This window comes from Variovorax sp. 54 (assembly GCF_002754375.1).
Taxonomy (GTDB): domain Bacteria; phylum Pseudomonadota; class Gammaproteobacteria; order Burkholderiales; family Burkholderiaceae_C; genus Variovorax.
In genome coordinates, this window is the sequence record NZ_PEFF01000001.1 from 1272049 (window position 1) to 1297493 (window position 25445).

Genomic DNA, 25445 nt, shown 5'->3' on the forward strand with positions numbered 1-25445 from the left:
CGCGATGCATCCGGTGCGCGTGCCCCGATGGGCGAGCTGCTGGCTGCTCGGCCTGGCCTTGTGGCTGTGGGCCTTCTCGGCCAGCGCAGTGGAAGCGGTCAAGTTCAGCGCGCTGGCCCGAGGCAACATCGCCGTCGCGCAAGCCGTCGAGGTGCTGGAAGATCCCACCGCCCGCCTGTCGGCCAGCGAGGTGCTCGCCCTGCCGACCGGCGGTGCGAACGGGTTCGTGCCCGCCACGCCCGACCAGCTGATGCGCGGGTTCTCGACATCGGCGGTCTGGCTGCGCCTGTCGCTGGTCAACGATGCGCAAGAGACGCGCACGGCGCGGTTCGGGCTCAACGTGACGTGGCTGCGGCATGTCGAATTTCACCTGCTGCGCACGCGCGACGGGCAGCCCGCGTGGACGCATGCGCAGGCCGGCGTGTCCGACCCGATGGACGCCACGCACCGCTACGACCGCGTGCCGCAACTGAAGATCGACCTGCAGCCGGGCGAGTCGGTGCAGGTGCTGGTACGCGTGATGAGCACGGGCCAGATCAAGCTGGTGCTGGAGCTGCACACCGACGAGGCCTGGCATCACATCGAACGCAACCATGCGCTGCTCAGCGGCCTGCTGATCGGCGGGCTGCTGGCCTTCGCGGTGTATTCGGCCGCGCTGTGGTGGATTTCGCGCGCGCCGATGCTCGCGTTCCAGGCCGGGAGCTTTGCGCTGCTGGCGCTGTACGAGGCCACGTACCGGGGCTATGCACGCATTGCGCTGTGGCCAAACAGCACCGACTGGAGCTACCGCGGGCACAGCGTGATGGTGGCGGCCACGGTGCTGTGCCTGCTGCTGTACTTTCACGAGCGCAGCCGCCAGAGCCCCGTGCGCGTGCCGGGGCGCCCGCTGCTGTACGTGCTGGCCGGTGTCGAGATCGTCGTGCTGCTGGGCACCTTGCTCGGGCCCTACGCGACCTTCGCGTCCATCGGCATCGTGAACGCGCCGCTGATCGTGCTCACGCTGACGGTCTGCACCTTCATCTACCAACGGCGCGCCGGCCCGGGCGGACGGCTGTCGCTGCTGGTGATGCTCGTGATCTGCGTGGGCGCGCTGATGCGCATGTCGGCGCTGATGTTCGCGGAGCGCTCGATGTCCGACTTCGACCACTATGCGCTGGCGTTCCCGGGCATGCTGGTCGGCGCGTTCGCGATCACGGCGTGGTCGTTCCAGGAAACGCGCCAGCGCAACGCGGCGCAGCAGACGCTGCTGGCGTGGCAGGCCCAGGAGCAGCTGCGGCTCGAAGAAGAAGTGGTGCGCAAGACCCGCGCCCTGAGCGAGGCACTGGGCCAGGCCGAACAGCGCACGCGCGAGCAGAAGGAGCTGCTGGCCTACATCAGCCACGACCTGCGCGCGCCGGTGGCCACCATCCTCGGCAACCTGAGGCTCATGCAGGACGCCGGCGACACGCCCGCGCCCACGCGGCTCGCCACCATCGAGCGCAGCGCGGCCTACCAGCTGGAGCTGATCGATGACCTCGTCGACTACGCCAAGGGCGAGCTGGCGCCGCTGGCCGTCGAGGCGCAACCGGTGCAGCTGCGCACGCTGGTCGACAACATCGCACAGTACGCGGACGCGCTCGCGCAGCGCCAGCACAACAGCTTCGAACTGACGATCGACGGCGCGCTGCCGGCCATGGTCCACCTGGACGGCAAGCGGCTGCAGCAGGTGGTGCTGAACCTGCTGTCGAACGCGGCCAAGTTCACGCGCAATGGAACGATCGCACTGCGCGTGCACGCCCTGCCCGCCGCCGTTGGCGATGCCTGGCAGCTGCATTTCGAGGTGACCGACAGCGGCACGGGCATCGATACAGACACGCTCGACCGCATGACCCGCCTGCTAGCCGACAACGCCCCCAGCATGGCGGGCGGCGGCCTCGGGCTGGTGATTGCGCAGCGCATCGTGCAGCGGATGGGCGGGCAGTTGGCAATCCACAGCGGCATGGGCACGGGGACGCGGGTGGTCTTTTCGCTGTCGACCGAGCCGGCGCCTTCGTCGGATGCGCCGTCTGCGCCGCCGCCACCGGAACCCATCGCCGCGCCCGCCCCGCGTGCGAAGCCCCGGGCGCGTGGGCGGCCGCTGCCGGTGCTGACGCCGCTGTCGCCGACGCAGAAGGACGAGCTCGAAGCGCTGGCCCGCGACGGGCGATGGAGCGACCTGCACGAATGGGTGAACCGGCTGGCCACGGACGCGCACAGCCAGCCGATGGTGCTGACGCTTCGCCAGGCGCTGGACCGGCTGGATTTCGAGCAGATCCGCCTGATGGCGCGCGCGGCGCCCGTGCGCGCGCTGTAGCCCGCCGGGCTGCGTTGCCAGAGCCCATGCGACCGCCAGGGTCGTCTCAGCGGGTGGCTATCGCTTTCTATTTCGATATATCTAGAATAGTCTCGACACCTTCCAGAAAGACAGCCCATGCGCCACCTTCACCACGCTCCGCACCACCATCACCACCGCCACGCCCCGCGCGGCGAACACGAAGACGGCCTCTCGGGGGGCGGTCGCGGGCTGCGCGGCGGGCGCGGTGGCGGCGCGGGCCGGGTGTTCGGCCACGGCGGTTTGCGCTTCGTGCTGCTCCAGCTCATTGCCGACAAGCCCTCGCACGGCTATGAACTCATCAAGGCCATCGAAGACCGCCTGGGCGGCACCTACGCGCCGAGCCCCGGCGTGGTCTACCCCACGCTCACGCTGCTGGAAGAGCTGGGCTACCTGAGCGTGGAAACCGCCGACGTCGGCGGTCGCAAGCGCTACAGCATCACGCCGAGCGGCCAGGAGTTCCTGGCCGCCAACCGCGAGACGGCCGACGCCATGATGGCCCGCATGGCGGGCGGCGTGGACGGCGCCGGCCCGCGCGCCGGACGGCCCCCGCAAGTCACCCGCGCCATCGAGAACCTCAAGCTCGCGATGCGCCTGCGCCTCGGCGGCGCCCCCCTCACCGAACAACAAGCCCACGAATTCGCCGCGGTGCTCGACAGCGCCGCACAACAGCTGGAACGCATCTGAACCCAACTCTGCAAATGACTGACTTCACTACGACTCCTTCTTCCAACACGCCCGACCGCACGCCGCGCCGCGTGCGCCACGAACTGCGCTTTCGCCAACTCACGGTGAAGACCGTGCAGCGCGTGACGCCGCACCTGATTCGCATCACGCTGACCGGCGACGCGCTCGAAGGCTTCACGAGCCCCGGCTTCGACGACCACGCGAAGCTGTTCTTTCCCGACGCCGCCACCGGCCAGCTCACGCTGCCGACCGCCGGTCCCGACGGCCCGGTGTGGCCCGAAGGCGGGCGCCCGGCCATGCGCGACTACACGCCGCGCCGCCACGATGCGCAAGCGAACACGCTCGAGATCGACTTCGCTCTACACGACGCCGGCCCCGCCACGCAGTGGGCCGAGCAGGCCAAGCCCGGCGACATCGTCGGCGTGGGCGGTCCGCGCGGCTCGTTCATCGTGCCGACCGAATTCGACTGGCACCTGCTGATCGGCGACGACACCGCCCTGCCCGCCATCTCGCGCCGCCTGGCCGAACTGCCCGCCGGTGCGCGCGTGGTGGTGCTGGCGGAAGTCGACAGCAAAGCCGACGAGATTCCCTTCGAGACGCAGGCCGACCTCACGCTGCGCTGGGTGCACCGCCAAGGCGCCGCGCCGGGCCTGAGCCCGGTGCTGGTCGACACGCTGAAAGCGATGACGCTGCCGGCCGGCGACTTCCATGCGTGGGTGGGATGCGAATCGGCGATTGCGAAGGCGCTGCGCGCGCACCTCGTGGGTGAGCGCGGCGCGAACCCGAAGTGGGTTCGGGCGTCGGGTTACTGGCGCCGCGGTGCCGTGGCGACGCACGACACGCACGACGAGTAAACGTCGCGGATGGTATTGCTCCTTCCCCTCCCGGGGGAAGGCTGGGATGGGGGCAAGCGGCCTCAAGAAAGCCGCTGATGGTTGAGAGGCCGCGAGCCCCCACCCCCGCCCTCCCCCGGAAGGGGAGGGAGAAAGTCGCTCAAAGCCAGCCGACGCGCTTGAACCGGTAATACAGATAGCCGCAGGTACTGACGATCAGCCCCAGCGCCATCGCATACCCATAGCGGAATTTCAGCTCAGGCATCTGCTCGAAATTCATCCCCCAGATGCCCGCGAACGCAGTACACACCGCAAAGATGCTGGCCCAGGCGGCCAGCCGCTTGGTCACTTCGCTCTCTTCGATGGTGACCATCGAAAGATTCACCTGCACTGCCGTGGCGATGGTGTCGCGCACCGCATCGATCGAGCCGTTGATGCGCACCAGGTGGTCGCCCACGTCGCGAAAGTACTCCTGCGTGCCCATGCAGATCTGCGGCACCCGCCCGCCGTGCAGCTTGCCCCCCGCCTCCACCAGCGGCGCCACCGCGCGCTTGAGCGTGAGGCTGCGGCGCTTCAGGTCGTACAGCTGCTTGATCTTGTCGCGCGCCGCGCCACCCTGCGCAAAGATTTGCTGCTCGATGGATTCGAGTTCCACTTCGAGCGCATCGATCACCGGAAAGTAGCGGTCGACCACCGCGTCCATCAGCGCATACAGCACAAAGCCCGCGCCGTTGCGCAGCAGGTCGGGCTCGCGCTCGCAACGCTCGCGCACGCCCAGGAAGCCCTGCTGGCTGCGGTTGCGCACCGACAGCACGTAGTTCTTGCCGACGAACACGTTGACCTCGCCCACGTTCACGCTGTGCTCGCCGTCGGCTTCGGTCGAAGGCTCGACCAGGTGCATCACGACGAACAGCGAGTCGCCGTACTCCTCCACCTTGGGCCGCTGGTGGCCGTGCTGGGCGTCTTCAACGGCCAGCGGGTGCAGGTCGAACTCCTTCTGCATCTCGGCCAGCTCTTCGGGCGTGGCGTCGCTCAGCGCCACCCACACGAAGCAGCCGGCGCGGGAGATGTACTCGCTGATGTCCTCGACGGGAATGTCGGCGAGCTTGGCGCCGTTTTCATAGGCCACGCAGTTGATCAGCATTGGGACGCTTCCCTCTTCGAACTTGGAATGAACTCAGGCCGACGCATCGGTCGATGCGGTCGCGGCCAGGGCGGCGGTCTCGACCAGCGAGGCCTCGATGGCCTGCGTCTCGCGGCCAAGCAGGGCCAGCCCCTGGTCGGCCAATGCGCGGTGGCTGGCCACATCGGCCCACAGGCTCGCCGCGGCTTCGGCGCACGTCAGCGACGTGAAGCGGATGCGCCCCTTGGCCAGCGCGACGAAGCGCTGCTCGCGCAACGGGTCGGCCCGGTCCCAGGCGCCGCCGATGAGCACGCGCTTGCCGCGCTTGATGCGGGGCTCGCGCTCGGCGAAGAAAGGCAGCTTGGCGCTGACCCAGCCGAGCAGGCCGGTGTTCAGCGCAGTGTCGAAGGCGGAGGGGGCCGCGTTCGCCTTGGCAAATTCGCGCAGCGTGCCGAGCTGGTAGAGCGCCGGGTCCTTGGCGCCGCCTGTGCCTTCCACGGGCCGGATGACGGACGGGCCGCTGTTGCCCGTGCCCGGGCGCCCTTCGGGCCGTTTCGACTTGCGCAGGTCCGCCAGCTGGGCGGGCGACATGCACAGATACAGCGCCGCGAGTTCAGCGGGCAAGGTGGCGGTGTCCGGGAGCGCGTCCGCTGCAGGGCCTTTGATTTCATCCGACGGGGCCATGGGCGCCTTTGTTCTTCACGCGGGGTTTGCGCCGGGGGATTTTAGGAGGGGCCGTGCAGGCCGCCGCCCGCGCCCGGCCGCGTCAGTGCCCAGGGCCGGCCTGCCCGTCCGGCTCGGGCGCCTGGGCCGGCAGCCATTGCAGCTCGTCCGGCAGGTAGGGCCGCGACCAGTTCATGCCATCCAGCCGCACGCGCAGCGTGAGCCCTCGCACGGTGGTCACGGTGCCGGGCTGCCCGTGCACCAGCACCCTGGCGCCCTTGCGGGCAGGCACATGAAATCGTTTCCGGATGTCCTCGTAGCTCACTGGGGTCTCCATCAAGAAAAAGTCGCGTGCGCTCGCGTAGTCATGCGCATGCGCATGACTACGCGCGGGGGGAAGCTTCTGGATTCAAGGCAATGCGGCCAAAGTGGACGCTGCGGGGGATTCGGTGCGAGGAGGCCGGCGCACACGCCGATGGCCGTCCCCGATAATGACCCGATCCCCGGGATGCGTAACGCGCACCCTCTTTTCTTCTCCACGGATTCAATGACCTTACCGGTGAAAAGCACCAAAGATCAAGCCCCCTCGGCTGGCGACTTCGCCGGGCACACGCCCATGATGGCGCAATATCTAGGCCTCAAAGCCGACCATCCGGACACCCTGCTGTTCTACCGGATGGGCGATTTCTACGAACTGTTCTGGGCCGACGCCGAAAAGGCCTCGCGCCTGCTCGACATCACGCTCACCCAGCGCGGCCAGTCGGCCGGGCAGCCGGTGCTGATGTGCGGCGTGCCCTTCCACTCGGTCGACACCTACCTCGCGCGGCTCATCAAGCTCGGCGAATCCGTGGCCATCTGCGAGCAGGTGGGCGAGGTCGGCGCCAGCAAAGGGCCGGTCGAGCGCAAGGTGGTGCGGGTGGTCACGCCCGGCACACTGACCGATTCGGAACTGCTCAACGACAAGAGCGATTCGCTGCTGCTCGCCGTGCATGCGGGCACGCGCAATTTCTGCGGCCTGGCCTGGCTCAGCGTGACGGGCGCCGAGCTGCGGTTGGCCGAGTGCCCGGCCGATGCGCTCGAAGCCTGGATCGCGCGCATCGCGCCGAGCGAGCTGCTGTACAGCGCCGAGGTCACGCCCGCTTTCGAGCAGCGCCTGAAGGCCGCGCGTGCGGCCGTGCCGTTCACGCTGTCGCTGCGTCCGGCGTGGCAGTTCGATCCCGGCCTGGGCGAGCGCAAGCTCAGCGAGCAGATGGGCAGCCACAGCCTCGCGGCGTGGAACGCCGAATCGCTGGGCAATGCGCACGCCGCCGCCGCCGCGCTGCTGGGCTATGCCGAGCACACGCAAGGCCGCGCGCTGTCGCATGTGCAGCGGCTGTCGGTGGAGCGCGACGGCGACCTGATCGAGCTGCCGCCCACCACGCGCCGCAACCTCGAGCTGGTGCAGACGCTGCGCGGCGAAGACTCGCCCACGATGTTCTCGCTGCTCGACACCTGCATGACGGGCATGGGCAGCCGCCTGCTCAAGCGCTGGCTGCTCTCGCCGCGCCGCGACCGCAGCGAAGCCCAGGGCCGGCTCGACGCCATTGGTGCGCTGCAATCCCCCGGGCCCGGCGCCACCGCCGCGCCCTGGCGCACGCTGCGCGAGCAGCTCAAGAACACGAGCGACGTGGAACGCATCGCGGCGCGCATCGCGCTTCGCCAGGTGCGCCCGCGCGAACTCGTGGCGTTGCAGCTCGCGCTGTCGAAGGCCGAGCAGCTGGCGCCGCTGCTGCCGGGCGCCGCGGCGCTGCTGGCACAGATCACCGAACGCCTCGCACCGCCGCCGGGCTGCGCCGACCTGCTGGTGCGCGCGGTCAAGCCCGACCCGTCGGCGCTGGTGCGCGACGGCGGCGTGATTGCCACCGGCCATGACGCCGAGCTCGACGAGCTGCGCGAGATCAGCGAGAACTGCGACGACTTTCTGCTCAAGCTCGAGATCAGCGAGCGCGAGCGCACCGGCATCAGCAACCTGCGCGTGCAGTTCAACCGCGTGCACGGTTTCTACATCGAGGTGACGCAAAGCGCGCTCTCGAAGGTCCCCGACAACTACCGCCGCCGCCAGACGCTGAAGAACGCCGAGCGCTTCATCACGCCCGAGCTGAAGACCTTCGAAGACAAGGCACTGAGCGCGCAAGACCGCGCACTGGCGCGCGAGAAGTGGCTGTACGAACAACTGCTCGACGCACTGCAGCCGTCGGTGCCCGCGCTCACGCAGCTGGCCGGCGGCATCGCCGCGCTCGACGCGCTCTGCGCGCTGGCCGAGCGCTCGCACACGCTGAACTGGCGCGCGCCGACGTTCGTGTCGCACCCGTGCATCGAGATCCAGCAGGGCCGCCACCCGGTGGTGGAGGCGCGGCTGGCCGAGAAGTCGTCGGGCGGCTTCATTGCCAACGACACGCAGATGGGGCCGCAGCAGCGCATGCAGATCATCACCGGCCCGAACATGGGCGGTAAGTCGACCTACATGCGGCAGGTGGCCATCGTGGTGCTGCTGGCGTCCATCGGCTCGCACGTGCCGGCCACGGCCTGCCGGCTCGGGCCGATCGACGCGATTCACACGCGCATCGGCGCGGCCGACGACCTGGCCAACGCGCAGTCGACCTTCATGCTCGAGATGACCGAGGCCGCGCAAATCTTGCACAGCGCCACGGCGCAGTCGCTGGTGCTGATGGACGAAATCGGCCGTGGCACCAGCACCTTCGACGGCCTGGCGCTGGCGGCCGGCATCGCGGCGCAGCTGCACGACCGCAGCAAGGCCTTCACGCTGTTCGCGACCCACTACTTCGAGCTGACCGAGTTCCCGGCCACGCACCACGGCGCGGTGAACATGCACGTGAGCGCCACCGAGTCGGGTCGCGACATCGTGTTCCTGCACGAGATGCAGCCAGGCCCGGCCAGCAAGAGCTACGGCATCCAGGTGGCACGCCTCGCAGGCATGCCCGCTGCGGTGGTCAACCATGCGCGACAGGCGCTCGATGCACTCGAATCGCAGCATGCGCAAACGCGTGCACAGGTCGACCTGTTCGCGCCCCCGCCCGCCGCCGAAACCCCCATGGTCAGCGCCGTAGAATCCGCGCTGGCTGCCCTCGACCCGGACACCATGAGCCCGCGCGAAGCCCTCGACGCGCTCTATGCCCTCCAGAAACTGAACGCACGTGAACGCAGTACCGCATGAGCGGGCCCAGTTCCTGCAAGGCGAACCCATGACTTATTGCGTAGGCATCAAACTCAACGCCGGCCTGGTGTTTCTCTCCGACTCGCGCACGAACGCGGGCGTGGACCACATCAGCACCTTCCGCAAGATGATCGTCTACGAACAGCCGGGCGACCGCGTCATGGTGCTGCTGTCGTCGGGCAACCTGAGCATCTCGCAGTCGGTGCGCGAAATTTTGCAGATCGAAGAGCTGCGCGAAACGCGCGAAGACGGCTCGCAGGGCGACCCCATCACCATCTGGAACGCCAAGAGCATGTTCGACGCCGCGCGCGTGCTGGGCTCGGCCGTGCGCCACGTGTACGACCGCGACGCCGAGGCGCTCAAGCATGCGGGCCTGGACTTCAACGTGTCGTTCATCTTCGGCGGACAGGTCAAGGGCGAAGGCATGCGCCTGTTTTTGGTCTACGCCGCGGGCAACTTCATCGAAGCGACCACCGAGACGCCCTACTTCCAGGTGGGCGAATCGAAGTACGGCAAGCCCGTGCTCGACCGTGTGCTCACGCCCGAGACGCCGCTCGACGAAGCCGCCAAGTGCGCGCTGGTGTCGATGGACTCGACCATGAAGTCGAACCTGTCGGTGGGCCTGCCGCTCGACCTGGTGGTGTACGAGGCCAACAAGCTCGAGACCGATCGCGTGATCTGCATCGATGCCGACAACCCCTACTACCGCATGATGCACAACAGCTGGGGCCAGAAGCTGCGCGAAGTGTTCGACAGCATCGAAGACCCGGTGTGGGACGGCAGCGCCACCGACCACCCGCTGCGGATGCCGGCCACGCGCCACAGCCCGTTGCGAAAAATCTCGACCCCCGACGAAAAGCTCATCTGAAACTGTCCGTGCCTCCTGTCATCTTTTCGCACGGCAACAGCTTCCCGGCGAGCACCTACCGCGTCGTTCTCGACAGCCTTCGCAACCGGGGCTTCGAGGTCGACGCCATCGAAAAATTCGGGCACGACCCGAAGTACCCCGTCACCGACAACTGGCCGCACCTGGTGCAGCAGCTGGCCGACTTCGCCAAGCTGCGCGCCGACCGCGCGGGCGGCCCGGTGTTCCTCATCGGCCATTCGCTGGGCGGCTTCCTGAGCCTGATGTGCGCGGCGCGCCACCCCGAGCTGGCGCGCGGCGTGCTGCTGATCGATTCGCCGATCCTCGGCGGCTGGCGCGCGAACACGCTCAACGTGGTCAAGCGCACGCCGTTCATGAAGAGCATGTCGCCCGGCGCCACCAGCCGCAAGCGCCGCAACAGCTGGGAGCACCGCGAAGCCGTGTTCGAGCACTTCCGCAGCAAGAAGGCGTTCGCGAAGTGGGACGAGCAGGTGCTGCACGACTACATCGACCACGGCACCTTCGACAGCGAAGACGCGCGCGCCCTGAGCTTCGATCGCGACGTGGAAACTGCCATCTACAACACCCTGCCCCACACGCTGGGCGGGCTGCTGCGCCGCCATCCGCTCAAGTGCAAGGTGGCCTTCATCGGCGGACGCCAGTCGGTCGAGATGAAGCAGGTGGGCATGGCGATGACCGAGCAGGTCACCAAGGGCCGCATCACGATGCTCGACGGCAGCCACCTGTTTCCGATGGAAAAGCCGCTGGCCACGGCGGCAGCCATCGAAGCTTCGCTGCGCAACCTGACGTAGGGGGCGCTCAGGCGGTGCTGCTGCTGCTGCCCACGCGGCAGGCGACCGCGTCGCCAACACGCAGCACACCGCCGCGCAGCACCCGCGCCGTCACGCCGCCATGCCCGCGCATGGCGTTGTAGCCACCGGCGCCCAGCAGTTCTTCCATGCGCGAGCAGGACTCGCAAGGCCCGGTGATCTCGAGCAGCACCTCGGGCCCGAGCGCGAGCACCAGCGGCTGGTCGCGAAACAGCGAGCGCGCCGCCAGCAGGTTGAGGCCCGACACGACGAGGTTGCGGCGCAGCAAGCTGGCGTCGACACCTTCCACGCGCTGCGCGAGCGCCGCGACAACCGGCAGGTGCTCCGCCTGGATCAACGTGACTTGCCGCTTGCCACCACCGCGCCCGGCGCTGCTGCGGTCGCCCGCCAGGCCCTGCGCTTCGATCGCCAGCACCTCCTCCACCGACTCGACAGGTGTGCGCCGCGCGGGGCGCAGCAGGAGGGCGTCGAGGCGGCCGGGGTGCGGGAACTGCCGGGTCAGGGCGTGAAGGTCGGGCATGCGCCGCATTGTCCACGCGGACTTTTTTTGCGCGCCGCTGTCGGCCCGCCGCATACTGGCGCGTCCTTGGGGTTGAACAGACCTCCGTCGAAGGAACAGAAGCGACACGCACCGCGCCGACGATGACCACCACCGAGCTGAGCTGGATCGCCACCACGCTGATCGCCGCGCGTCCGCGCGCGGTGGCCGCGCTGCTGCGCTACTTCCGCGACCTGGACACGGCCGAGGAAGGTTTCCAGGAAGCCAGCCTGCGCGCGCTGCGCCACTGGCCCGAGCAGGGCCCGCCCGACGATCCGCTGGCATGGCTGATCCTCGTGGGACGCAACGCGGCGCTCGACGAACTGCGGCGGCGCGACCGGCACGATCCGTTGCCTGAAGGCGATGACGGCGACGCGGACGCTGCCCTCGATACAGACCTCGCCGAACAGCTCGACCAGTCGCACTACCGCGACGACGTGCTGCGCCTGCTTTTTGTCTGCTGCCACCCCGCGCTGCCGCTCGCGCAACAGATCGCACTCGCGCTGCGCATCGTCTCGGGCCTGTCGGCGCCGGAGATCGCGCGCGCCTTTCTCGTCGGCGAGCGTGCGATGGAACAGCGCATCACGCGCGCCAAGCAGCGCGTGGCCGCGGCCGGCCTGCCCTTCGGTGCGCCCGGGGTGCGCGAACGCGGCGAGCGGCTGGCGGCCGTGGGCGCGGTGGTCTACCTGCTGTTCAACGAAGGCTATGCAGCCAGCGGCGGCACGGCGTATGTGCGCGTCGCGCTATGCGAAGAGGCGATCCGCCTCGCGCGCCTGCTGTGCGAACTGTTTCCCGACGAACCCGAGCCCGCCGGCCTGTGCGCCCTGCTGCTGTTGCAGCACGCGCGCGCCGATGCACGGCTCGACGCCGATGGCATGGTCGTGCTGCTCGAAGACCAGGACCGCACGCGCTGGCACCGCGCAGCGATCGACGAAGGCCTGGCCCTGCTCGATGCCGCGCTGCGCCAGCGCCGCATCGGGCCGTACCAACTGCAGGCAGCCATCGCGGCCACGCACGCACGGGCCGCCTGCGCGGCCGACACCGACTGGGCCGAGATCGATCGGCTCTACGCCGGGCTCGAACGGCTGCGGCCCTCGCCCGTGGTGACGCTCAACCGCGCGGTGGCCGTGGCGAAGGTGCGCGGACCCGAGGCGGCGCTGGCGATGGTCGATGCACTGGCAGGGCCGCTGTCGGCGTACTTTCATTTCCACGGCCTGCGCGGCGGCCTGCTGACGCAGCTGGGCCGCGCCGACGAGGCGCGCCGAGCCTTTGCCGACACGCTCGCGCTGGCCCGCACCGCCGCCGAGGCCGCGCACATCCGCCTGCTGCTCGACCGCCTCGAAGCCCACGGCAATGGTGCCTCTTCCGACACCCTCCACGCAAAGGACGAACGATGCTCTATTCCATCCTGATCTACGGTTCCGAAGCTGCGGCGGCCGGCTGGGCGCCCGAGGTCGAAGACGAGATGCTCGAGCGCCACACCGACCTGCGCGACGAGCTGCAGGCTGCCGGCCGGCTCGGCACCGTGCTGCGCCTGATGCCCGACACCGCCACCACGGTGCGGCACGCCGGCGCTGCCCATCCGCTGGTGACCGACGGGCCCTTCGCCGAGACGAAGGAACAGCTGATGGGCCTCTACATCGTCGAGTGCGAGTCGCTCGAAGAGGCGCGGCATGCGGCGCGGCGGCTGGACTTCGAGGGCGGCGTGTTCGAGATCCGCCCGGTGACCTGGTACGACCCGGGCGTGATCGCGCCGCGCATTCCGCAAGTCTGAAAAAAGCTCGCCGCACTGTCGGATCGGTGGGGCCTGCGCCGTCCTTGGAACGAGCGCCTGCATGTCGCAGGTCGCCACGCCAAGGAGAAGCGTCCATGCCCTCGACCATTCAGTCTTTGAAAGACCGCTGCGCCGTGATCCACGGCGGCAGCGGTGCCCTCGGCGGCGCGGTGGCCCGCGCCTTTGCGCGCGAAGGCGCCCGCGTGTTCGTCACCGGCCGCAGCCGCGACAAGCTCGATGCGGTGGTGCAAGACATCACCGCCGCCGGCGGCCGCGCACAGGCCGCGGTGGTCGATGCGCTGGACGAAACCGCGATGCTGCGCCACGCGGCCGAGGTCGCCGAACAGGCCGGCGGCATCGACCTCGCGTTCAACGCCGTCGGCATCTTCCACGTGCAGGGCCGGCCGCTGGCCGAGCTGTCGCTCGAGGACTACTTCCTCCCGGTCCACGCCTACACGCGCAGCAACTTCCTCACCGCCAAGGCCGTGGCGCCTCACATGGCGGCGCGCGGCGGCGGCGTGATCCTGTCGGTGTCGACGCCCGCCTCGCGCCTGCCCGGCCCCGGGTACCTCGGCCATGCCGTGGCCTGCGCCGGCGTGGAGGGGCTCGCGCGCCACATGGCGGGCGAGCTGGCGGCCTTTCGCATCCGCACCGCCTGCATCCGCTCGCACGCGATTCCCGAAGCGGTGGCTGCGGGCTCGCACAGCGGCGAGGTGTTTCGGCCGGTCGCCGAGCGCATGGGGCTCACGGTCGAGCAGATGCTGGCCGAGCGGCCCGAGGGCCTGCTGGTGGAACGCCTGCCCTCGCTGGACCAGTTCGCGGCCACCGCCGTGTTCCTGGCCTCGCCGCTGGCCGGCGCCATGACCGGGGCAATAGTCAACCTCAGCGGTGGGGTCATCCTCGACTAGGTCCGGCTCGCGCTTTGAATTAACATCAAGATACAAATAGGAACTTTAGAAACAGTCGTTTCATTTAAGAAAAAACGTTGCACCACGTACACCACGGCTCAAAAATGTCGCCCTATGTCTGCCCCTCTCCTGGAAGACGTTGAAGCTGTCTCGCTGAGCCCTGCGCTGGTGGTCGAAGACGATCCGGCGATGCGGGAGCGCCTGGCGTACGTGCTGTCCACGCTCGGCTGCGACGAGCCGCAGATCGCCTGGGCCGACAGCGTGGCCGCGGCCCGCTCGCTGCTGGAGCAGCAGCATTTCGGCGTCGCGCTGGTCGACATCGGCCTGCCCGACGGCAGCGGCGTCGACCTGATCGAGTGGATGCATGTGCACCACCGGCTGGTGCCCGCGGTGGTGATTTCGGCCTGGCGAACCGAAGCCGTGATCTTTGCCGCGCTGCGTGCCGGCGCCATCGGCTACCTGCTGAAGGAACGCGACGACCTCGAGCTCAGCATCGCGCTGCGCAGCATCGAGCAAGGCGGCGCGCCGATCGACCCGGCCATCGCGCGCCGCATCCTCGGCTGGGTGGCGTCGCAGCTGCCCGCCGCACCGCCGCCCTCCGACGATCCGGCACCGGCCCCCGTCGCGCTGACGCCGCGCGAGCGCAAAATCCTCGAGCTCGTTTCGCAGGGGATGAGCAACCGCGACATGGCGGAGGCACTGTCGATCTCCAGACTGACCGTGGAATGCCACACCAAGAACATCTACCGCAAGCTGGCCGTCAACTCGCGCACCGAGGCCATCTACCAGGGTCGAAGGCAAGGCCTGCTGCGCTGAGGTTCGTCTTTGCGGGCCTCCTGCTGTGGGCCCTGTGGCTGCTGCTCTCGACGGGCAGCGCGCACGCACAAACCCCTGGGGTTCCTGAACTGCGCGCCGAAGCCGCACGCGGCACCGGCTGGGACGACACGACCCCACCCGCCGACGGCTGGACGCCCGTCACCCTGCCCGACAGCTGGGCCACGCGCTGGCCCGGTTTCGACGGCGTGGTCTGGTACCGGCTCACCTGGGAGCAGCCCGTGCCGGTGACCGAATCCGGGCTGCTGCTGCACTACCTGAACATGGCCGGCGAGGTCTCGCTCAACGGCACGACGATCTGGCGCGACCGCAGCCTGATCGAGCCGCTCACGCGCGCGTGGAACTCGTCGCGCTACTGGTTGTTGGCCGCGCCGCAGCTGCGCGCCGGCACCAACACGTTACTGGTGCGCGTGTCGGGCCTGTCGGCCTACCAGGCCGGGCTGGGGCCAGTGAGCCTGGGCACGCCCGCCGCCCTGCAGGCGGAGTTCGACCGCGAACAGCTCATGCGGCGCGACCTGCAGGTGTTCGGCCTGGCGACCAGTGCGGCGGTGTCGGCCTTCTTCGCGGCGTGGTGGCTGCTGCGCCGGCGCGAGACGGCCTACGGCTGGTTCGCCGCGATGTCGGTGCTGTGGCTGTTCTTTGGCTACAACCAGATCGCCACCAGCCCCTGGCCCTTTGCCAGCAACCACAGCTGGCAGGCGCTGAACACCTCGCTGCTGCTGTTCTTCAGCGTCTCGTATGGGGTGTTCGTGCTGCGCTTCGCGGGGCGGCGCCTGCCGCGCCTCGAAATCGCGGCGTTCGCGCTGGCGGCGATCGGCGTGCTCGACCTGTGGTTCGCGGGCACCGCGAACCTGCCCACGCACCGCGCGATCTGGACCCTGGTGGGCGGCCTCACGATCATCGTCGTGAACAGCAGCGGCATCGTCCACGCGCTGCGCCACCGGGGCAGCCCGATGCGTTCGCTCGCGCCGTTCATGGCGCTGTCGGCGCTCACGGGCGCGCACGACCTGCTGGTGTTCACGCAGGTGATCGACAGCAACATCTACTACACGACCATGTCCTCGTACGTGCTGCTGCTGGGCATGGCGCTGACGCAGGCCGGGCGCTTCGTGCAGAGCCTGCGGCGCATCGAGAACTTCAACACCGAGCTGATCGAGGAAGTGAACGCCGCCAAGGCCGAGCTCGCGGCCACGCTCGCACAGCAGCACGCCCTCGAGCTTGCGCACGCGCGCATCGGCGAGCGCGTGAACCTCGTGAGCGACCTGCACGACGGCCTGGGCGGCATGCTGGTGGGCAGCATCGCGACGCTGGAGCGCACACCCGACCATCTCAGCGCGCCGCAGCTGCTGGCCATGCTCAAGAGCCTGCGCGACGACCTGCGGCTGATCATCGACGCCACCGGCCGCGACGACGGTGCGCGCGCACTCGGCGAGCTGCTCGCGCCGCTGCGCTACCGCAGCGCGCAGCTGCTGGACGCGAACGGCATCGACTGCCGCTGGAAGGTCTCGGGCATCGACACGCTCGAACTCGCACCCTCGCAGAGCCTGGACCTGATGCGTTTCCTGCAGGAGGCGCTGACCAATGTGCTCAAGCACAGCGCGGGCCGCCGCGTGGACGTGACGGTGGCGCGCGCAGGCGCCGAACTGCAGCTCAGCGTGCGCGACGACGGCCGCGGCTTCGCGGTGGCCGGCGTGAGCGGCGGCGCGGGGCTGCGCAACCTGCACACGCGGGCGCGCCGTTTGGGTGCTGAACTGCAGCTGCAATCGCGCCCCGGCGACACGCAGGTGGTGCTGCGCATGCCGCTCGCCAGCCGGTGACGCGCACAGCGCCCCCGGGATTTGACGCAGATCAATCGGCCCTGCACCTCGGGTGGCGATATTGCGGAACCGACAAGGCATTCGACTTCAAACTCTTGAAGTCTGTCGTCGGCCAGCCAGGAGTGACCATCGATGGCCAGCAAGGCGTTGTGCAGCGAGGACGAAATCTCTCGCCTGGTTCATGCGTTCTACGCGCGGGTGCGCAAGGACGAGGTGCTCGGCCCCTTCTTCGACAGGCACATCAGCGACTGGGATGGCCACCTGGTGAAGCTGGTCGACTTCTGGTCGTCCATGCTCCTGCGCACCGGACGCTTCAGCGGCGCGCCCATGCCCAAGCATGTGGTCTTGCCCGGTTTGACGGCCGAGTTGTTCCAGCACTGGCTGGTCTTGTTTCGCGAGACCGCCGCCGCCCAGCCGAATCAGGCGATGGCCGGGCAAGCGGTGGTCATGGCCGAGCGCATCGCGCGCAGCCTGTGGATGGGCTACCAGATGAGCCGCCATCCCGACGCGCCGCCCGCCACGCTTGTTCACGGCTGAACCGCTGCGCGCCGGCGTGGCCGGGCAGGACTACTTGACCAGCGTCAGCGTGCCCTTCATGAGCGATGCGTGGCCCGGGAACGAGCAGAACCACGCATAGCTGTCTCCCGCCTTGAGCTTGGCCACGTCGAAGCTCACGGCATCGGTCTCGCCGCCGCCGATGACCTTCGAATGGGCAATGACACGGGCATCGCCCGGTTTCACATAGGCCTTGTCCAACCCTGCGCCGATGCCGTCCGTCGCCACGCCTGGTGCGTCAGCGGCCTTGCTCAACACCCAGTTGTGGCCCATCGAAGCCTTGGGCAGCTTGCCGACGTGCTTGAGCTTCACGGTGAACTGCTTGCAGCTGGCCGGCACCGCGATGGCAGTCTTGTTGAACTGCATCGCGTCGTTGCCTTCGATTTCGATGTCGCAGGTGGCGGCCAGCACGGGGCCGGCGAGCAGCGCCGTGAAAAGCAGGGCCGCGGTGGTTCTCGTCTTCATCACATGGTTCCTTCGGTGAGGTGCCGATTCGGCACGCCCCACTGTGCGATGGGCGTGACGCGCCACACTTGCGATGGATCAATGCGCCCTGCGAAAGGACTCAAAGTTCGAGCACCAGCCGCCCGTCGCACGCGCGAGAACAGCAAGCCATCATCTTCGTGTTCGCATCCCGCTCGCTGCGCGTGAGCACCACGTCGCGGTGATCGACCTTGCCGGCCAGCACACGCACTTCGCACGAGCCGCACAGGCCCTCTTCGCAGTCGCTCTGCACATCGACATTCGCCGCGCGCAGCGCCGTCAGCAAGGTCTGGCCGGGCGGCACGGTGATCACGAGGCCGGAGTCTTTCAGCTCCACCTCGAAGGCATGTTCCTTCGACGGGTCGAGCGTGGCCAGCGTCGATTCGAAATGCTCGACGCGCAACGCGCCTTCAGGCCATGCGGCGCAGCAGTCTTCGAGCGCTTCGAGCATGCGCAGCGGGCCGCAGGCATAGACCTGTGCGCCGGGCACGGGCGTTGCCAGCAACGCACGCAGGTCGTTGCGTCGGCCTTCATCGGCCGCATGCACGTGCAGGCGCTCACCGTGCATCGCGGCCAGCTCGTCGACGAAGGCCATGGTGGCGCGGCTGCGACCGCTGTAGTGCAGCGCGTAGTCCATGCCCAGCGCCTTCGCGCGCCGCGCCATCGCGCTCACGGGCGTGATGCCGATGCCGCCGGCGATGAAGATCGCCTTCGGCAACGACTCGTCGAGCCGGAAGTGGTTGCGCGGGCCGCGGATGCGCAGGCGGTCGCCCACCTTCACGTTCGCATGCACCCAGGCCGAACCGCCGCGGCCTTCGGGTTCGTGCAGCACGGCGATCTCCAGCGCGTGGGCTTCGTCGGGGTCGCCGCACAGCGAGTACTGGCGCGACAGCTCGGGCGTGCCGCATTCCACGTCGATGTGCGAGCCCGGCGTCCAGCGCGGCAGCGGCTTGCCGTCGGGCGACACCAGGCGCAACCGCACGATGCCGTCGGCCACCGGCGTCACGCGCTCGACCACCACGGGCCGCGCGATGGCGTGCGCCGACGGCTCGCCGATGCGCACCGGCACCTGCACGTCGCGCAGGCCCGCGTTGGCGCGCTCGGGGTTGGCGCGCGCGTCCCACTCGACCCACAGGTGCTCAGGGCCGCGGAACGAGGTGTTGGGCACGTAGCTGAAGCGCTGCTCCGACAGGCGCATGTGCGGCAGGCGGCGCGTGAACTCCTCCAGGAAGATCTGCATCTCCATGCGCGCCAGGTTCTTGCCCATGCACTGGTGCGAGCCGTAGCCGAAGGTCAGGTGGTCGCTGGCGTTGTCGCGGCGGATGTCGAACAGGTCAGCATCGGCGAAGTGGCCTTCGTCGTGGTTGGCCGACGAGGTGACGATCAGCAGGCGCGAGCCCGCCGGCAGGTCGACGCCGCCGACCTGCGTGTCTGTCGTGACGAGCCGGCGCCAGGCGGCCACCGAGCCGTTGTGGCGCAGGCACTCTTCCACCGCGTTGGGAATGAGGCCCGGGTCGTCGCACAGCTCCTGCCACACCTGCGGGTGCTGCAGCAGCAGCTTCACGGCGTTGGCGGTGGCGTTGGCGGTGGTCTCGTGCGCGGCGACGATGCCGGCCATCATCATCGAGTGCAGGTACGAGTCGGTGACGACCTCGGGGTGCTGCATCTGCTTGCGGATGCCGTACTGCATCCAGCCGGGCGCGTCGGGGTCTTGGCGCATCTTGTCGAGCACCTTGCCGGCGTACTGCCAGAAGTTGCCGACGGCGTGCGCCACGGCCACCTGCTCCTCGGGCTTGGGGCGGCCCCAGGTGTTGACGGTGTGCGCGATGGAGTATTTGCGCAGCGTGTCCATGTCTTCCTCGGGCACGCCAAGAAAGTGCAGCGCCACGGTGAGCGGAATTTCCCACAGCATCTGGTCGACGAGGTCGGCGCGGCCGTCGTCGATGAAGCGGTCGACATAGCTGCGCGCGAGTTCGCGCACGAGCGGCTCGTGGTGCTTCAGCGCCTCGGGCGTGAACGGGTCCATGAGCGCGCGGCGGCGCGGCATGTGGGCCGGCTCGTCCTCGTTCACCAGCGTGCGGTTGAGCGCAAAGCCGTAGCTTGCGAGCACGGCGTTGGCTTCGTCGCCGGTGGGCGTGATCTTCTCCAGCGCGTTCGACGGGCTGAAGGTGAGGTTGTCGCGGAACACCGCCTTGATGTCGTCGTAGCGCGTGATCACCCAGTAGCCCAGCTTGGGGCTGTAGAAGATCGGCTCCTGCTCGCGGGCCCAGCGCACGTACTCGGGCGGGTCTTGCTGGTAGCCGTCTTCGAAGGGATCGAACTCGGCGGCGCGCTGGCTCACGGGGCAGCCGGTGGGCGTGCTGTGCGAGGACAAGGCTCCGTGCGCGACGGGGCAACCTGAAGTGCGCGATGGCATGGCGGTATCGGACATGGCAGCAGACTCAGTCGAGCGTGATCTTCAGGTCGCGGATCAGCTTGTGCCAGCGCGCGGTCTCGGCCTTGAGCAGCTCGGTGTACTGCGCGGGCGTGTTGCCCACGGGCTCGACACCGAAGTCGACCATGCGCTTGTTCACCGAAGGCTCGTGGATGGCGGCCACCAGTTGGCGGTTGAGCGTGTTCACCACGTCGGCCGGCGTGGCTGCGGGCACCACCACGCCGACCAGCGCGGCGGCTTCGACGTTCTTGTAGCCGAGCTCGGCGAAGGTGGGCACATCGGGCAGTTGCGGCAGGCGCGTGGGGTTGGCCACGGCCAGCGGGCGCACCTTGCCGCCCTTGATGAAGCCGGCGCCGGCGGCCATGTCGACCATCATGGCCGGCAACTGCCCGCCGACCACGTCGGCCAGCGCGGGCGCTGCGCCGCGGTACGGCACGTGGACCATGAAGAGCTTGGCCTCGACCTTCAGCAGCTCCATCGCCAGGTGGTGCGGGCTGCCCGCGCCGGCCGAGGCGTAGTTGATGCCGCCCGGCTTGGCCTTGGCCTGCGCTATGAAGTCCTTGGCGGTGGCAAAGCCCGAGTTGGCGCCGACCACCAGGATCATGGGGAACTTGCCCATCAGCGTGACGGGCGCCAGGTCTTTGGTGGGGCTGTAGCTCAGCGACTTGTACAGCGCCGGGTTGAACACCAGCGTGCCGTTGTCGGCCGAGAGCACGGTGTAGCCGTCGGCCGGGGCGCGTGCGGTTTCGGCGGCGGCCAGCGCGGTGTTGCCGCCCGGCTTGTTGTCCACCAGCACCGGCTGGCCGACCTGGGTCGACAGCGTCTGGGCGACGGTGCGCGCGAGGAAGTCGGAGCCGCCGCCGGCCGCATAGGGCACGAGCCAGCGGATCGGCTTGGCGGGGAATGCGGTCTGGGCAGTCTGGGCGCTGGCGGCGGTGGCCAGGGCAGCGAGGGACAGGACCGCAAGGCCGCGGGCGAAGTGCATCTTCATCGGGTGTCTCCGGAGTGGATATTGTGTATTGCGTAATTATCATACGCATTGCGTAATCACCAATCCACGGGTTTACCCGGCCACCTGGGCCGCCACCTAAGATGCCGACGACATGACCTCCCCCGCCGAAGCACCTTCTTCCCCTCCCCGCGAGCGCCGCCAGCGCGTGCAGTCCGCCGAGACCGGCATGGCCGTGCTCAAGGGCCTGGCGCACTTGGGCGGGCGCAGCAGCCTCACGGCCCTGGCCACCCACGTGGGCGAGAGCCCGGCCAAGGTGCACCGCTACCTCGCGAGCCTGATGGAAGAAAGCCTGGTGCGCCAGGACACCGCCTCGCAGCACTACTACCTGGGCCCCGAGGCGATCCAGATCGGGCTGGCCGCCATGCGCCAGGCCGACCCGATCCGCGCGGCCGAGCCCTGCCTGATCCGCCTGCGCGAATCGCTGGAGGTGACCTGCTTCGTCGCGGTGATGGGCAACAAGGGCCCGACCATCGTGCGCTTCGAGGAGCCGGGCCTGCCGGTGACGGTGAACGTGCGCGCCGGCTCGGTGATGTCGATGCTGTGGTCGGCCACCGGCCGCGCCTTCCTGGGCCTGCTCGACGAGTCGCGCGTGGTGGCGCTGGCCGAGCAGGAACTGGCCGACGCCACCGAGGACATGCGTGCGCTGCTCGACGCGGCCGACCCCATCGGCACCCTGCGCCGCGAGGTGCAGCAGGCGCACTGCGCCATCGTGAAGGACACCTACCTGCGCGGCATCAGCGCCGTGGCGGCGCCGGTGTACGACTACGCGGGAAGGGTGTGCGCCGTGATCACTGCACTGGGTGCCACGGGCGGGTTCGACCCGTCGATCGACGGGCCGATCGCCATCGCCGTGCGGCGGGAGGCGAAGGCCGCCGGCGCGCTGCTGGGCGCGGCGGCCTGAAGCTGCGGGCTTATTCCGCCCAGACCACCGCGCCGGTCCACGCCGTGGCCAGCACCACGATGCCGAAGGCGATGCGATACCACGCGAACGGAATGAAGTTGTGCGTGCTGATGTACTTCAGCAGCCAGCGCACACACAGCCACGCGCTGATGAACGAGAAGGCCAGGCCCACCGTGAACAGCGGAATGTCGGCCACCGACAGCAGCGCGCGCTCCTTGTAGAGGCTGTACACGCCCGCGCCGATGAGCGTCGGAATCGCCAGGAAGAACGAGAAGTCGGTCGCCGCCTGGCGCGACAGGCCCAGCAGCATGCCGCCGATGATGGTCGAGCCGCTGCGGCTGGTGCCGGGGATCATCGCGAAGCACTGCACCAGGCCGACCTTGAGCGCGTCCCAGGGTGTCATGTCGTCCACGTGCTCGACGCGCACCGAGCCCGGCGGGCGCTTCTCGGCCCACAGGATGATGAAGCCGCCGATGATGAAAGTGCTGGCCACCACGGTCGGAATGAACAGGTGCGCCTTGATCATCTTGCCGAACAAGAGGCCCAGCACCACCGCGGGCAGGAAGCCGATGACGATGTTCAGCGCCAGGCGGCGCGCCTTGGGCTGGCGCGGCAGCGCCACCACGGTCGAATGGATCTTCTGCCAATAGACCAGGATCACCGCGAAGATCGCGCCGGTCTGGATGGCGATGTCGAACACCTTGGCCTTGGCATCGTCGAAGCCCAGCAGCGAGCCCGCAAGAATGAGGTGGCCGGTCGACGAGATCGGCAGGAACTCGGTCAGACCCTCCACGATGCCCATGACAGCGGCCTTGGCCAGCAAAACGATATCCACGCGTACTCCTTGAAAGAGCGGCAATTATGGCGAGCCCCTCGGTCAGGCCCTGTTCAGGCGCCGTTCAGCCGACGGAACACAAGGCAGCCGACCCACGGAAATACCTAGTTCAGGTGATGTTCGACCCCGGCGCGTTAATACATATTGATAACAGTTATTCATCTGCGTCCGAAGGAGCATCCATGTCAACGTTCACCACCGGGAGTGAACTCGAGGCGTGCGTCGCTGAAGAACGCCCCTCGACGCTCGACGACCATGTCGAAGACCGTCTCAAGAGCCCCTGCCAGCGGGAGCGGGAGCAGTGCCACGGCATGCTGCGCGTGGCCGAAGCCACCGGCGCCTCGACCCACGAGCTGCGCCAGCTGACGCAGCGCCTGGCCGACATCGACCACTGCGGCGCCAGCGCCTGCATCGTCGCGCAGGGCCACGTGGAGGCCGACCGCATGGCCTCCGGCCTGCAGGCCGACGCCGCCCTGTGCATCGACTTCCGGCTGCTGGAGCCGCTGGGCCCCGCCCACGACAAGAAATGGTTTGCGCGCTGGAAGTTCTGGAGCTTCCTGCTCGGCGCGGCCGGCCCGGTGGCCGCGCTCACGCTGCAGGGCCTGGCGCTGCGCCCGGCCGAACCGCACGACGCGCACGCCGACCTGGTCGCCAAGTCGCGCAAGGTGCTCGAAAGCTGGCGCCGCACCTCCGACACCCTCTTCTGGCACGCGGTGGAAGACTACGTGCGCCAGCAGGCCTTCTCGCTCGAGACGCAGGCCTACCTGATGCACTGCGTGGCGTCGGTTTTCGCCGCCGATGCACCCATGCTGACTGACGCGCAGCGCGAACGGCTGGCCGCCGTGCTCACCGACACCTACTGCGACGCGCTCGGCACCGCGGCGACCATGCCCTCGTCGGACATCTACCGGCGCCTGGCGCAGGGCCTGGAAACCGACAGCGGCAACGCCGGCCCGGGCCGTCCGCTGGGGCGCGGCGAAGCAGCCCAGGTGGCGATGACCACGCTGGTCACGGTCGTCGGCAACGGCGGCTCACACTGAGGCACGGCGGCGCAGCGCGCGCACCGCGCTGTCGACCGTCGTGAGCACCGGCAGGCCGCTCGCCGCCTCGCAGGCGCCACGCGCCCGCGCCATGCTGAACTGAGCCAGGGCGATGCGCGTGCAGCCACGCGCACGCAAGGCGGCCGCCTGTTCGGCGATGAGCGCATCGTGGCGCTGCGTGTCGCCCGCATCGAGCGCGGCCAGCGCGCCCTCGGCCATTGCCAGCTCGAGCGCCATGCCCGAAGGAAACTCCGGTGGCATCGATTCCAGCGTGCGCGCAAAGGTCGCGATCAGGCCCAGGCGGCCTTCGCCCTGCACGGCCTCTTCGATCATGGCCTCGTTGGGCTTGAGCACCGGAATGCCCGCGTGCCGCTGCGCCACCGCCTCGATGCACGGCCCGAAGGCCGAGCAGGTGAAGAGGATGCCGCGCGCACCCGTGTCCACCGCGTACTGCGCCAGCCGCTGGAAGCGCTCGTGCATCACTGCGTCGAGCCCCTTGCCGTCGCGCGCAAGGTCGGCCGAGAGGCTGTCGTCCAGCAGGTTCATGCGCACAGCCTCGGGCCAGTCGCGTGCGAAGGCTTCGTTGATGGGGGCGACGGAGTGCGAGAGGGCGTGGATGAGGGCGATGCGTGTCATGAAGTCAGAAATCGAAACGCTCAGAAGGTGTGAATGAATCCGGCGTGGCCGAGCAGCCCGCCCAGGCGCGTCCCCTCAAGGCGCAAAGCGCAGGCATAGCTTGGGCTATGGCGAGCATTTGCAACGCCGAGGGGGCGTGTCTGGGCGGGATGAGCGGACATGGCGGGTTCGTTCGCACCTTCTCATATGCCTTTGGACGACGGGTTGGCGAACGCCTCCTTCGTCTCGGCATTGAGCGGGTAGTTGATGTTGATGCCCTTGGGCGGAATCGGCGACATGAACCACTTGCTGTAGAGCTTGTCCATCTCGCCGGACTTCATCATGCCCGAGACCACACGGTCCACCAGCGCCTTGAAGGCCGGGTCGTCCTTGCGGAACATCAGCGACTGGTTCTCGGTGCGCAGGCTCTCGCCGGTGATGACGAAATCCTTCGGGTTGCGGGCGTTGGCGATCTGGCCCGCGAGCAGGATGTCGTCGAGCACGAAGGCCTGCGCACGGCCGCTCTCGACCAGCAGGAACGAGTCGGTGTGGTCCTTGCCCGAGAGCTGGTTGACCTCGAGGCTGCGGCCCTTGTCGGCCGCGCGCAGCAGGCGGAACGACGTGGTGCCGGCGGTGGTGACCACGGTCTTGCCCTGCAGGTCGGCGATGCTCTTGATGCCCGAATCGGCCTTCACCAAGGTGCGCACGTTGTAGCGGAAGATGTCCGGTGAGAAGGCCACCTGTGACTGGCGCTCGACCAGGTTGGTGGTGGAGCCGCACTCGATGTCCACCGTGCCGTTCTGCACCAGCGGAATGCGGTTGGCCGAGGTCACGGCCTGGTACTTGATGTCGAGGGCGGGCAGCTTCAGCTCGGTCTTCACCGCCTCGACGATGCGGTTGCAGATCTCGATGCTGTAGCCCACCGGCTTCAGGTTGCCGTCCAGGTACGAGAAGCCGAACGAGGCCTCGCGGTAGCCGAAGGTGATGGCGCCGCTGGCCTTGATTTTGGCGAGCGTGTCGTTGGCGGCCTGCGCCTGCGCGGCGGTGGTCGGCAGCAATGCGGCAAAGGCCAGCGCGAAAGCGGCGGCGGCGATGGAAAGCGACGGACGAAGCTGGGGCATGGAACGCTCCTCG

24 protein-coding genes are annotated in these 25445 nt (G+C 68.7%); 14 read left to right on the forward strand and 10 right to left on the reverse strand.

Annotated features, from left to right (window positions below; translation table 11 throughout):
* Positions 1 to 4 precede the first annotated feature (4 nt).
* The 3 genes from CLU95_RS05585 to CLU95_RS05595 all read left to right on the forward strand — a co-directional run bounded on the left by CLU95_RS05585 (position 5) and on the right by CLU95_RS05595 (position 3891).
* The gene (locus CLU95_RS05585; RefSeq protein WP_099791187.1) at positions 5 to 2332 is read left to right on the forward strand and encodes a sensor histidine kinase; all 2328 of its coding nucleotides are present in this window, start codon (positions 5 to 7) and stop codon (positions 2330 to 2332) included.
* Between the two features lie 117 nt (positions 2333 to 2449).
* The gene (locus CLU95_RS05590) at positions 2450 to 3037 is read left to right on the forward strand and encodes a PadR family transcriptional regulator (RefSeq protein WP_099791189.1); all 588 of its coding nucleotides are present in this window, start codon (positions 2450 to 2452) and stop codon (positions 3035 to 3037) included.
* A gap of 14 nt (positions 3038 to 3051) precedes the next feature.
* The gene (locus tag CLU95_RS05595; RefSeq protein ID WP_099791191.1) at positions 3052 to 3891 is read left to right on the forward strand and encodes a siderophore-interacting protein; all 840 of its coding nucleotides are present in this window, start codon (positions 3052 to 3054) and stop codon (positions 3889 to 3891) included.
* Positions 3892 to 4030: 139 nt separating this feature from the next.
* Here the strand turns inward: CLU95_RS05595 and corA are convergent, their stop codons facing one another.
* The 3 genes from corA to CLU95_RS05610 form a co-directional block, all read right to left on the reverse strand.
* Positions 4031 to 5014 (reverse strand): magnesium/cobalt transporter CorA, encoded by a 984-nt coding sequence (gene corA, locus CLU95_RS05600; protein ID WP_099791193.1) that lies wholly within the window; start codon positions 5012 to 5014, stop codon positions 4031 to 4033.
* A 33-nt stretch (positions 5015 to 5047) separates the two neighbouring features.
* Entirely contained in the window at positions 5048 to 5617 is a 570-nt protein-coding gene (locus CLU95_RS05605) for a hypothetical protein (RefSeq protein WP_257214541.1), read from the reverse strand.
* Positions 5618 to 5759: 142 nt separating this feature from the next.
* Positions 5760 to 5981: a polysaccharide deacetylase gene (locus CLU95_RS05610; RefSeq protein ID WP_257214542.1), complete on the reverse strand. Its 222-nt coding sequence runs from the start codon at positions 5979 to 5981 to the stop codon at positions 5760 to 5762.
* Positions 5982 to 6203: 222 nt separating this feature from the next.
* Between CLU95_RS05610 and mutS the strand changes: the two genes are divergently transcribed.
* Genes mutS through CLU95_RS05625 form a run of 3 tightly spaced genes read left to right on the forward strand, consistent with a single transcriptional unit; the run spans position 6204 to position 10547 of the window.
* Positions 6204 to 8870 (forward strand): DNA mismatch repair protein MutS, encoded by a 2667-nt coding sequence (gene mutS, locus CLU95_RS05615; protein WP_180288553.1) that lies wholly within the window; start codon positions 6204 to 6206, stop codon positions 8868 to 8870.
* A 28-nt stretch (positions 8871 to 8898) separates the two neighbouring features.
* Entirely contained in the window at positions 8899 to 9738 is an 840-nt protein-coding gene (locus CLU95_RS05620) for a proteasome-type protease (protein ID WP_099791202.1), read from the forward strand.
* 2 nt (positions 9739 to 9740) lie between these two features.
* Positions 9741 to 10547: an alpha/beta fold hydrolase gene (locus tag CLU95_RS05625; protein ID WP_180288720.1), complete on the forward strand. Its 807-nt coding sequence runs from the start codon at positions 9741 to 9743 to the stop codon at positions 10545 to 10547.
* Positions 10548 to 10554: 7 nt separating this feature from the next.
* Here the strand turns inward: CLU95_RS05625 and CLU95_RS05630 are convergent, their stop codons facing one another.
* The gene (locus CLU95_RS05630; protein ID WP_099797132.1) at positions 10555 to 11085 is read right to left on the reverse strand and encodes an MOSC domain-containing protein; all 531 of its coding nucleotides are present in this window, start codon (positions 11083 to 11085) and stop codon (positions 10555 to 10557) included.
* A 122-nt stretch (positions 11086 to 11207) separates the two neighbouring features.
* Here CLU95_RS05630 and CLU95_RS05635 point away from each other — a divergent pair, with 122 nt between their 5' ends.
* The 6 genes from CLU95_RS05635 (at position 11208) to CLU95_RS05660 (ending at position 16973) form a co-directional block, all read left to right on the forward strand.
* Complete coding sequence (locus CLU95_RS05635; RefSeq protein WP_099791206.1) at positions 11208 to 12515, forward strand: RNA polymerase sigma factor; 1308 nt, start codon at positions 11208 to 11210, stop codon at positions 12513 to 12515.
* The gene (locus tag CLU95_RS05640; protein WP_099791208.1) at positions 12497 to 12877 is read left to right on the forward strand and encodes a YciI family protein; all 381 of its coding nucleotides are present in this window, start codon (positions 12497 to 12499) and stop codon (positions 12875 to 12877) included. Before CLU95_RS05635 ends, CLU95_RS05640 begins: the two co-directional genes overlap by 19 nt.
* Positions 12878 to 12972: 95 nt before the next feature.
* Entirely contained in the window at positions 12973 to 13785 is an 813-nt protein-coding gene (locus tag CLU95_RS05645) for an SDR family NAD(P)-dependent oxidoreductase (protein WP_099791210.1), read from the forward strand.
* 114 nt (positions 13786 to 13899) lie between these two features.
* Entirely contained in the window at positions 13900 to 14601 is a 702-nt protein-coding gene (locus tag CLU95_RS05650; protein ID WP_099791212.1) for a response regulator transcription factor, read from the forward strand.
* Positions 14511 to 16436, forward strand: coding sequence for a sensor histidine kinase (locus CLU95_RS05655; protein WP_099791214.1), 1926 nt, complete (start codon positions 14511 to 14513; stop codon positions 16434 to 16436). Before CLU95_RS05650 ends, CLU95_RS05655 begins: the two co-directional genes overlap by 91 nt.
* A gap of 132 nt (positions 16437 to 16568) precedes the next feature.
* Complete coding sequence (locus CLU95_RS05660; RefSeq protein WP_099791216.1) at positions 16569 to 16973, forward strand: group III truncated hemoglobin; 405 nt, start codon at positions 16569 to 16571, stop codon at positions 16971 to 16973.
* 30 nt (positions 16974 to 17003) lie between these two features.
* Here the strand turns inward: CLU95_RS05660 and azu are convergent, their stop codons facing one another.
* The 3 genes from azu to CLU95_RS05675 all read right to left on the reverse strand — a co-directional run bounded on the left by azu (position 17004) and on the right by CLU95_RS05675 (position 20899).
* The gene (gene azu, locus CLU95_RS05665) at positions 17004 to 17456 is read right to left on the reverse strand and encodes an azurin (protein ID WP_099791218.1); all 453 of its coding nucleotides are present in this window, start codon (positions 17454 to 17456) and stop codon (positions 17004 to 17006) included.
* A 100-nt stretch (positions 17457 to 17556) separates the two neighbouring features.
* Positions 17557 to 19905, reverse strand: a complete 2349-nt coding sequence (locus tag CLU95_RS05670) for a cytochrome P450/oxidoreductase (RefSeq protein WP_099791220.1) — start codon at positions 19903 to 19905, stop codon at positions 17557 to 17559.
* Positions 19906 to 19915: 10 nt separating this feature from the next.
* Positions 19916 to 20899 (reverse strand): Bug family tripartite tricarboxylate transporter substrate binding protein, encoded by a 984-nt coding sequence (locus tag CLU95_RS05675; RefSeq protein WP_099791222.1) that lies wholly within the window; start codon positions 20897 to 20899, stop codon positions 19916 to 19918.
* A gap of 112 nt (positions 20900 to 21011) precedes the next feature.
* Here CLU95_RS05675 and CLU95_RS05680 point away from each other — a divergent pair, with 112 nt between their 5' ends.
* Positions 21012 to 21821 carry an IclR family transcriptional regulator gene (locus tag CLU95_RS05680; protein ID WP_099791224.1) on the forward strand — a complete coding sequence of 270 codons (810 nt, stop codon included), beginning with the start codon at positions 21012 to 21014 and terminating at the stop codon, positions 21819 to 21821.
* A gap of 10 nt (positions 21822 to 21831) precedes the next feature.
* On the opposite strand, the gene CLU95_RS05685 is transcribed toward CLU95_RS05680, so the two are convergent.
* The gene (locus CLU95_RS05685; RefSeq protein WP_099791226.1) at positions 21832 to 22656 is read right to left on the reverse strand and encodes an undecaprenyl-diphosphate phosphatase; all 825 of its coding nucleotides are present in this window, start codon (positions 22654 to 22656) and stop codon (positions 21832 to 21834) included.
* Positions 22657 to 22838: 182 nt separating this feature from the next.
* On the opposite strand from CLU95_RS05685, the gene CLU95_RS05690 reads away from it, so the two are divergent.
* The gene (locus tag CLU95_RS05690; protein WP_099791228.1) at positions 22839 to 23696 is read left to right on the forward strand and encodes a hypothetical protein; all 858 of its coding nucleotides are present in this window, start codon (positions 22839 to 22841) and stop codon (positions 23694 to 23696) included.
* Here the strand turns inward: CLU95_RS05690 and CLU95_RS05695 are convergent.
* Positions 23688 to 24332 carry an aspartate/glutamate racemase family protein gene (locus tag CLU95_RS05695; protein ID WP_099791230.1) on the reverse strand — a complete coding sequence of 215 codons (645 nt, stop codon included), beginning with the start codon at positions 24330 to 24332 and terminating at the stop codon, positions 23688 to 23690. The two genes, CLU95_RS05690 and CLU95_RS05695, sit on opposite strands and share 9 nt — an antisense overlap.
* A 182-nt stretch (positions 24333 to 24514) precedes the next feature.
* The gene (locus CLU95_RS05700) at positions 24515 to 25432 is read right to left on the reverse strand and encodes a transporter substrate-binding domain-containing protein (protein ID WP_099791232.1); all 918 of its coding nucleotides are present in this window, start codon (positions 25430 to 25432) and stop codon (positions 24515 to 24517) included.
* Positions 25433 to 25445 lie beyond the last annotated feature (13 nt).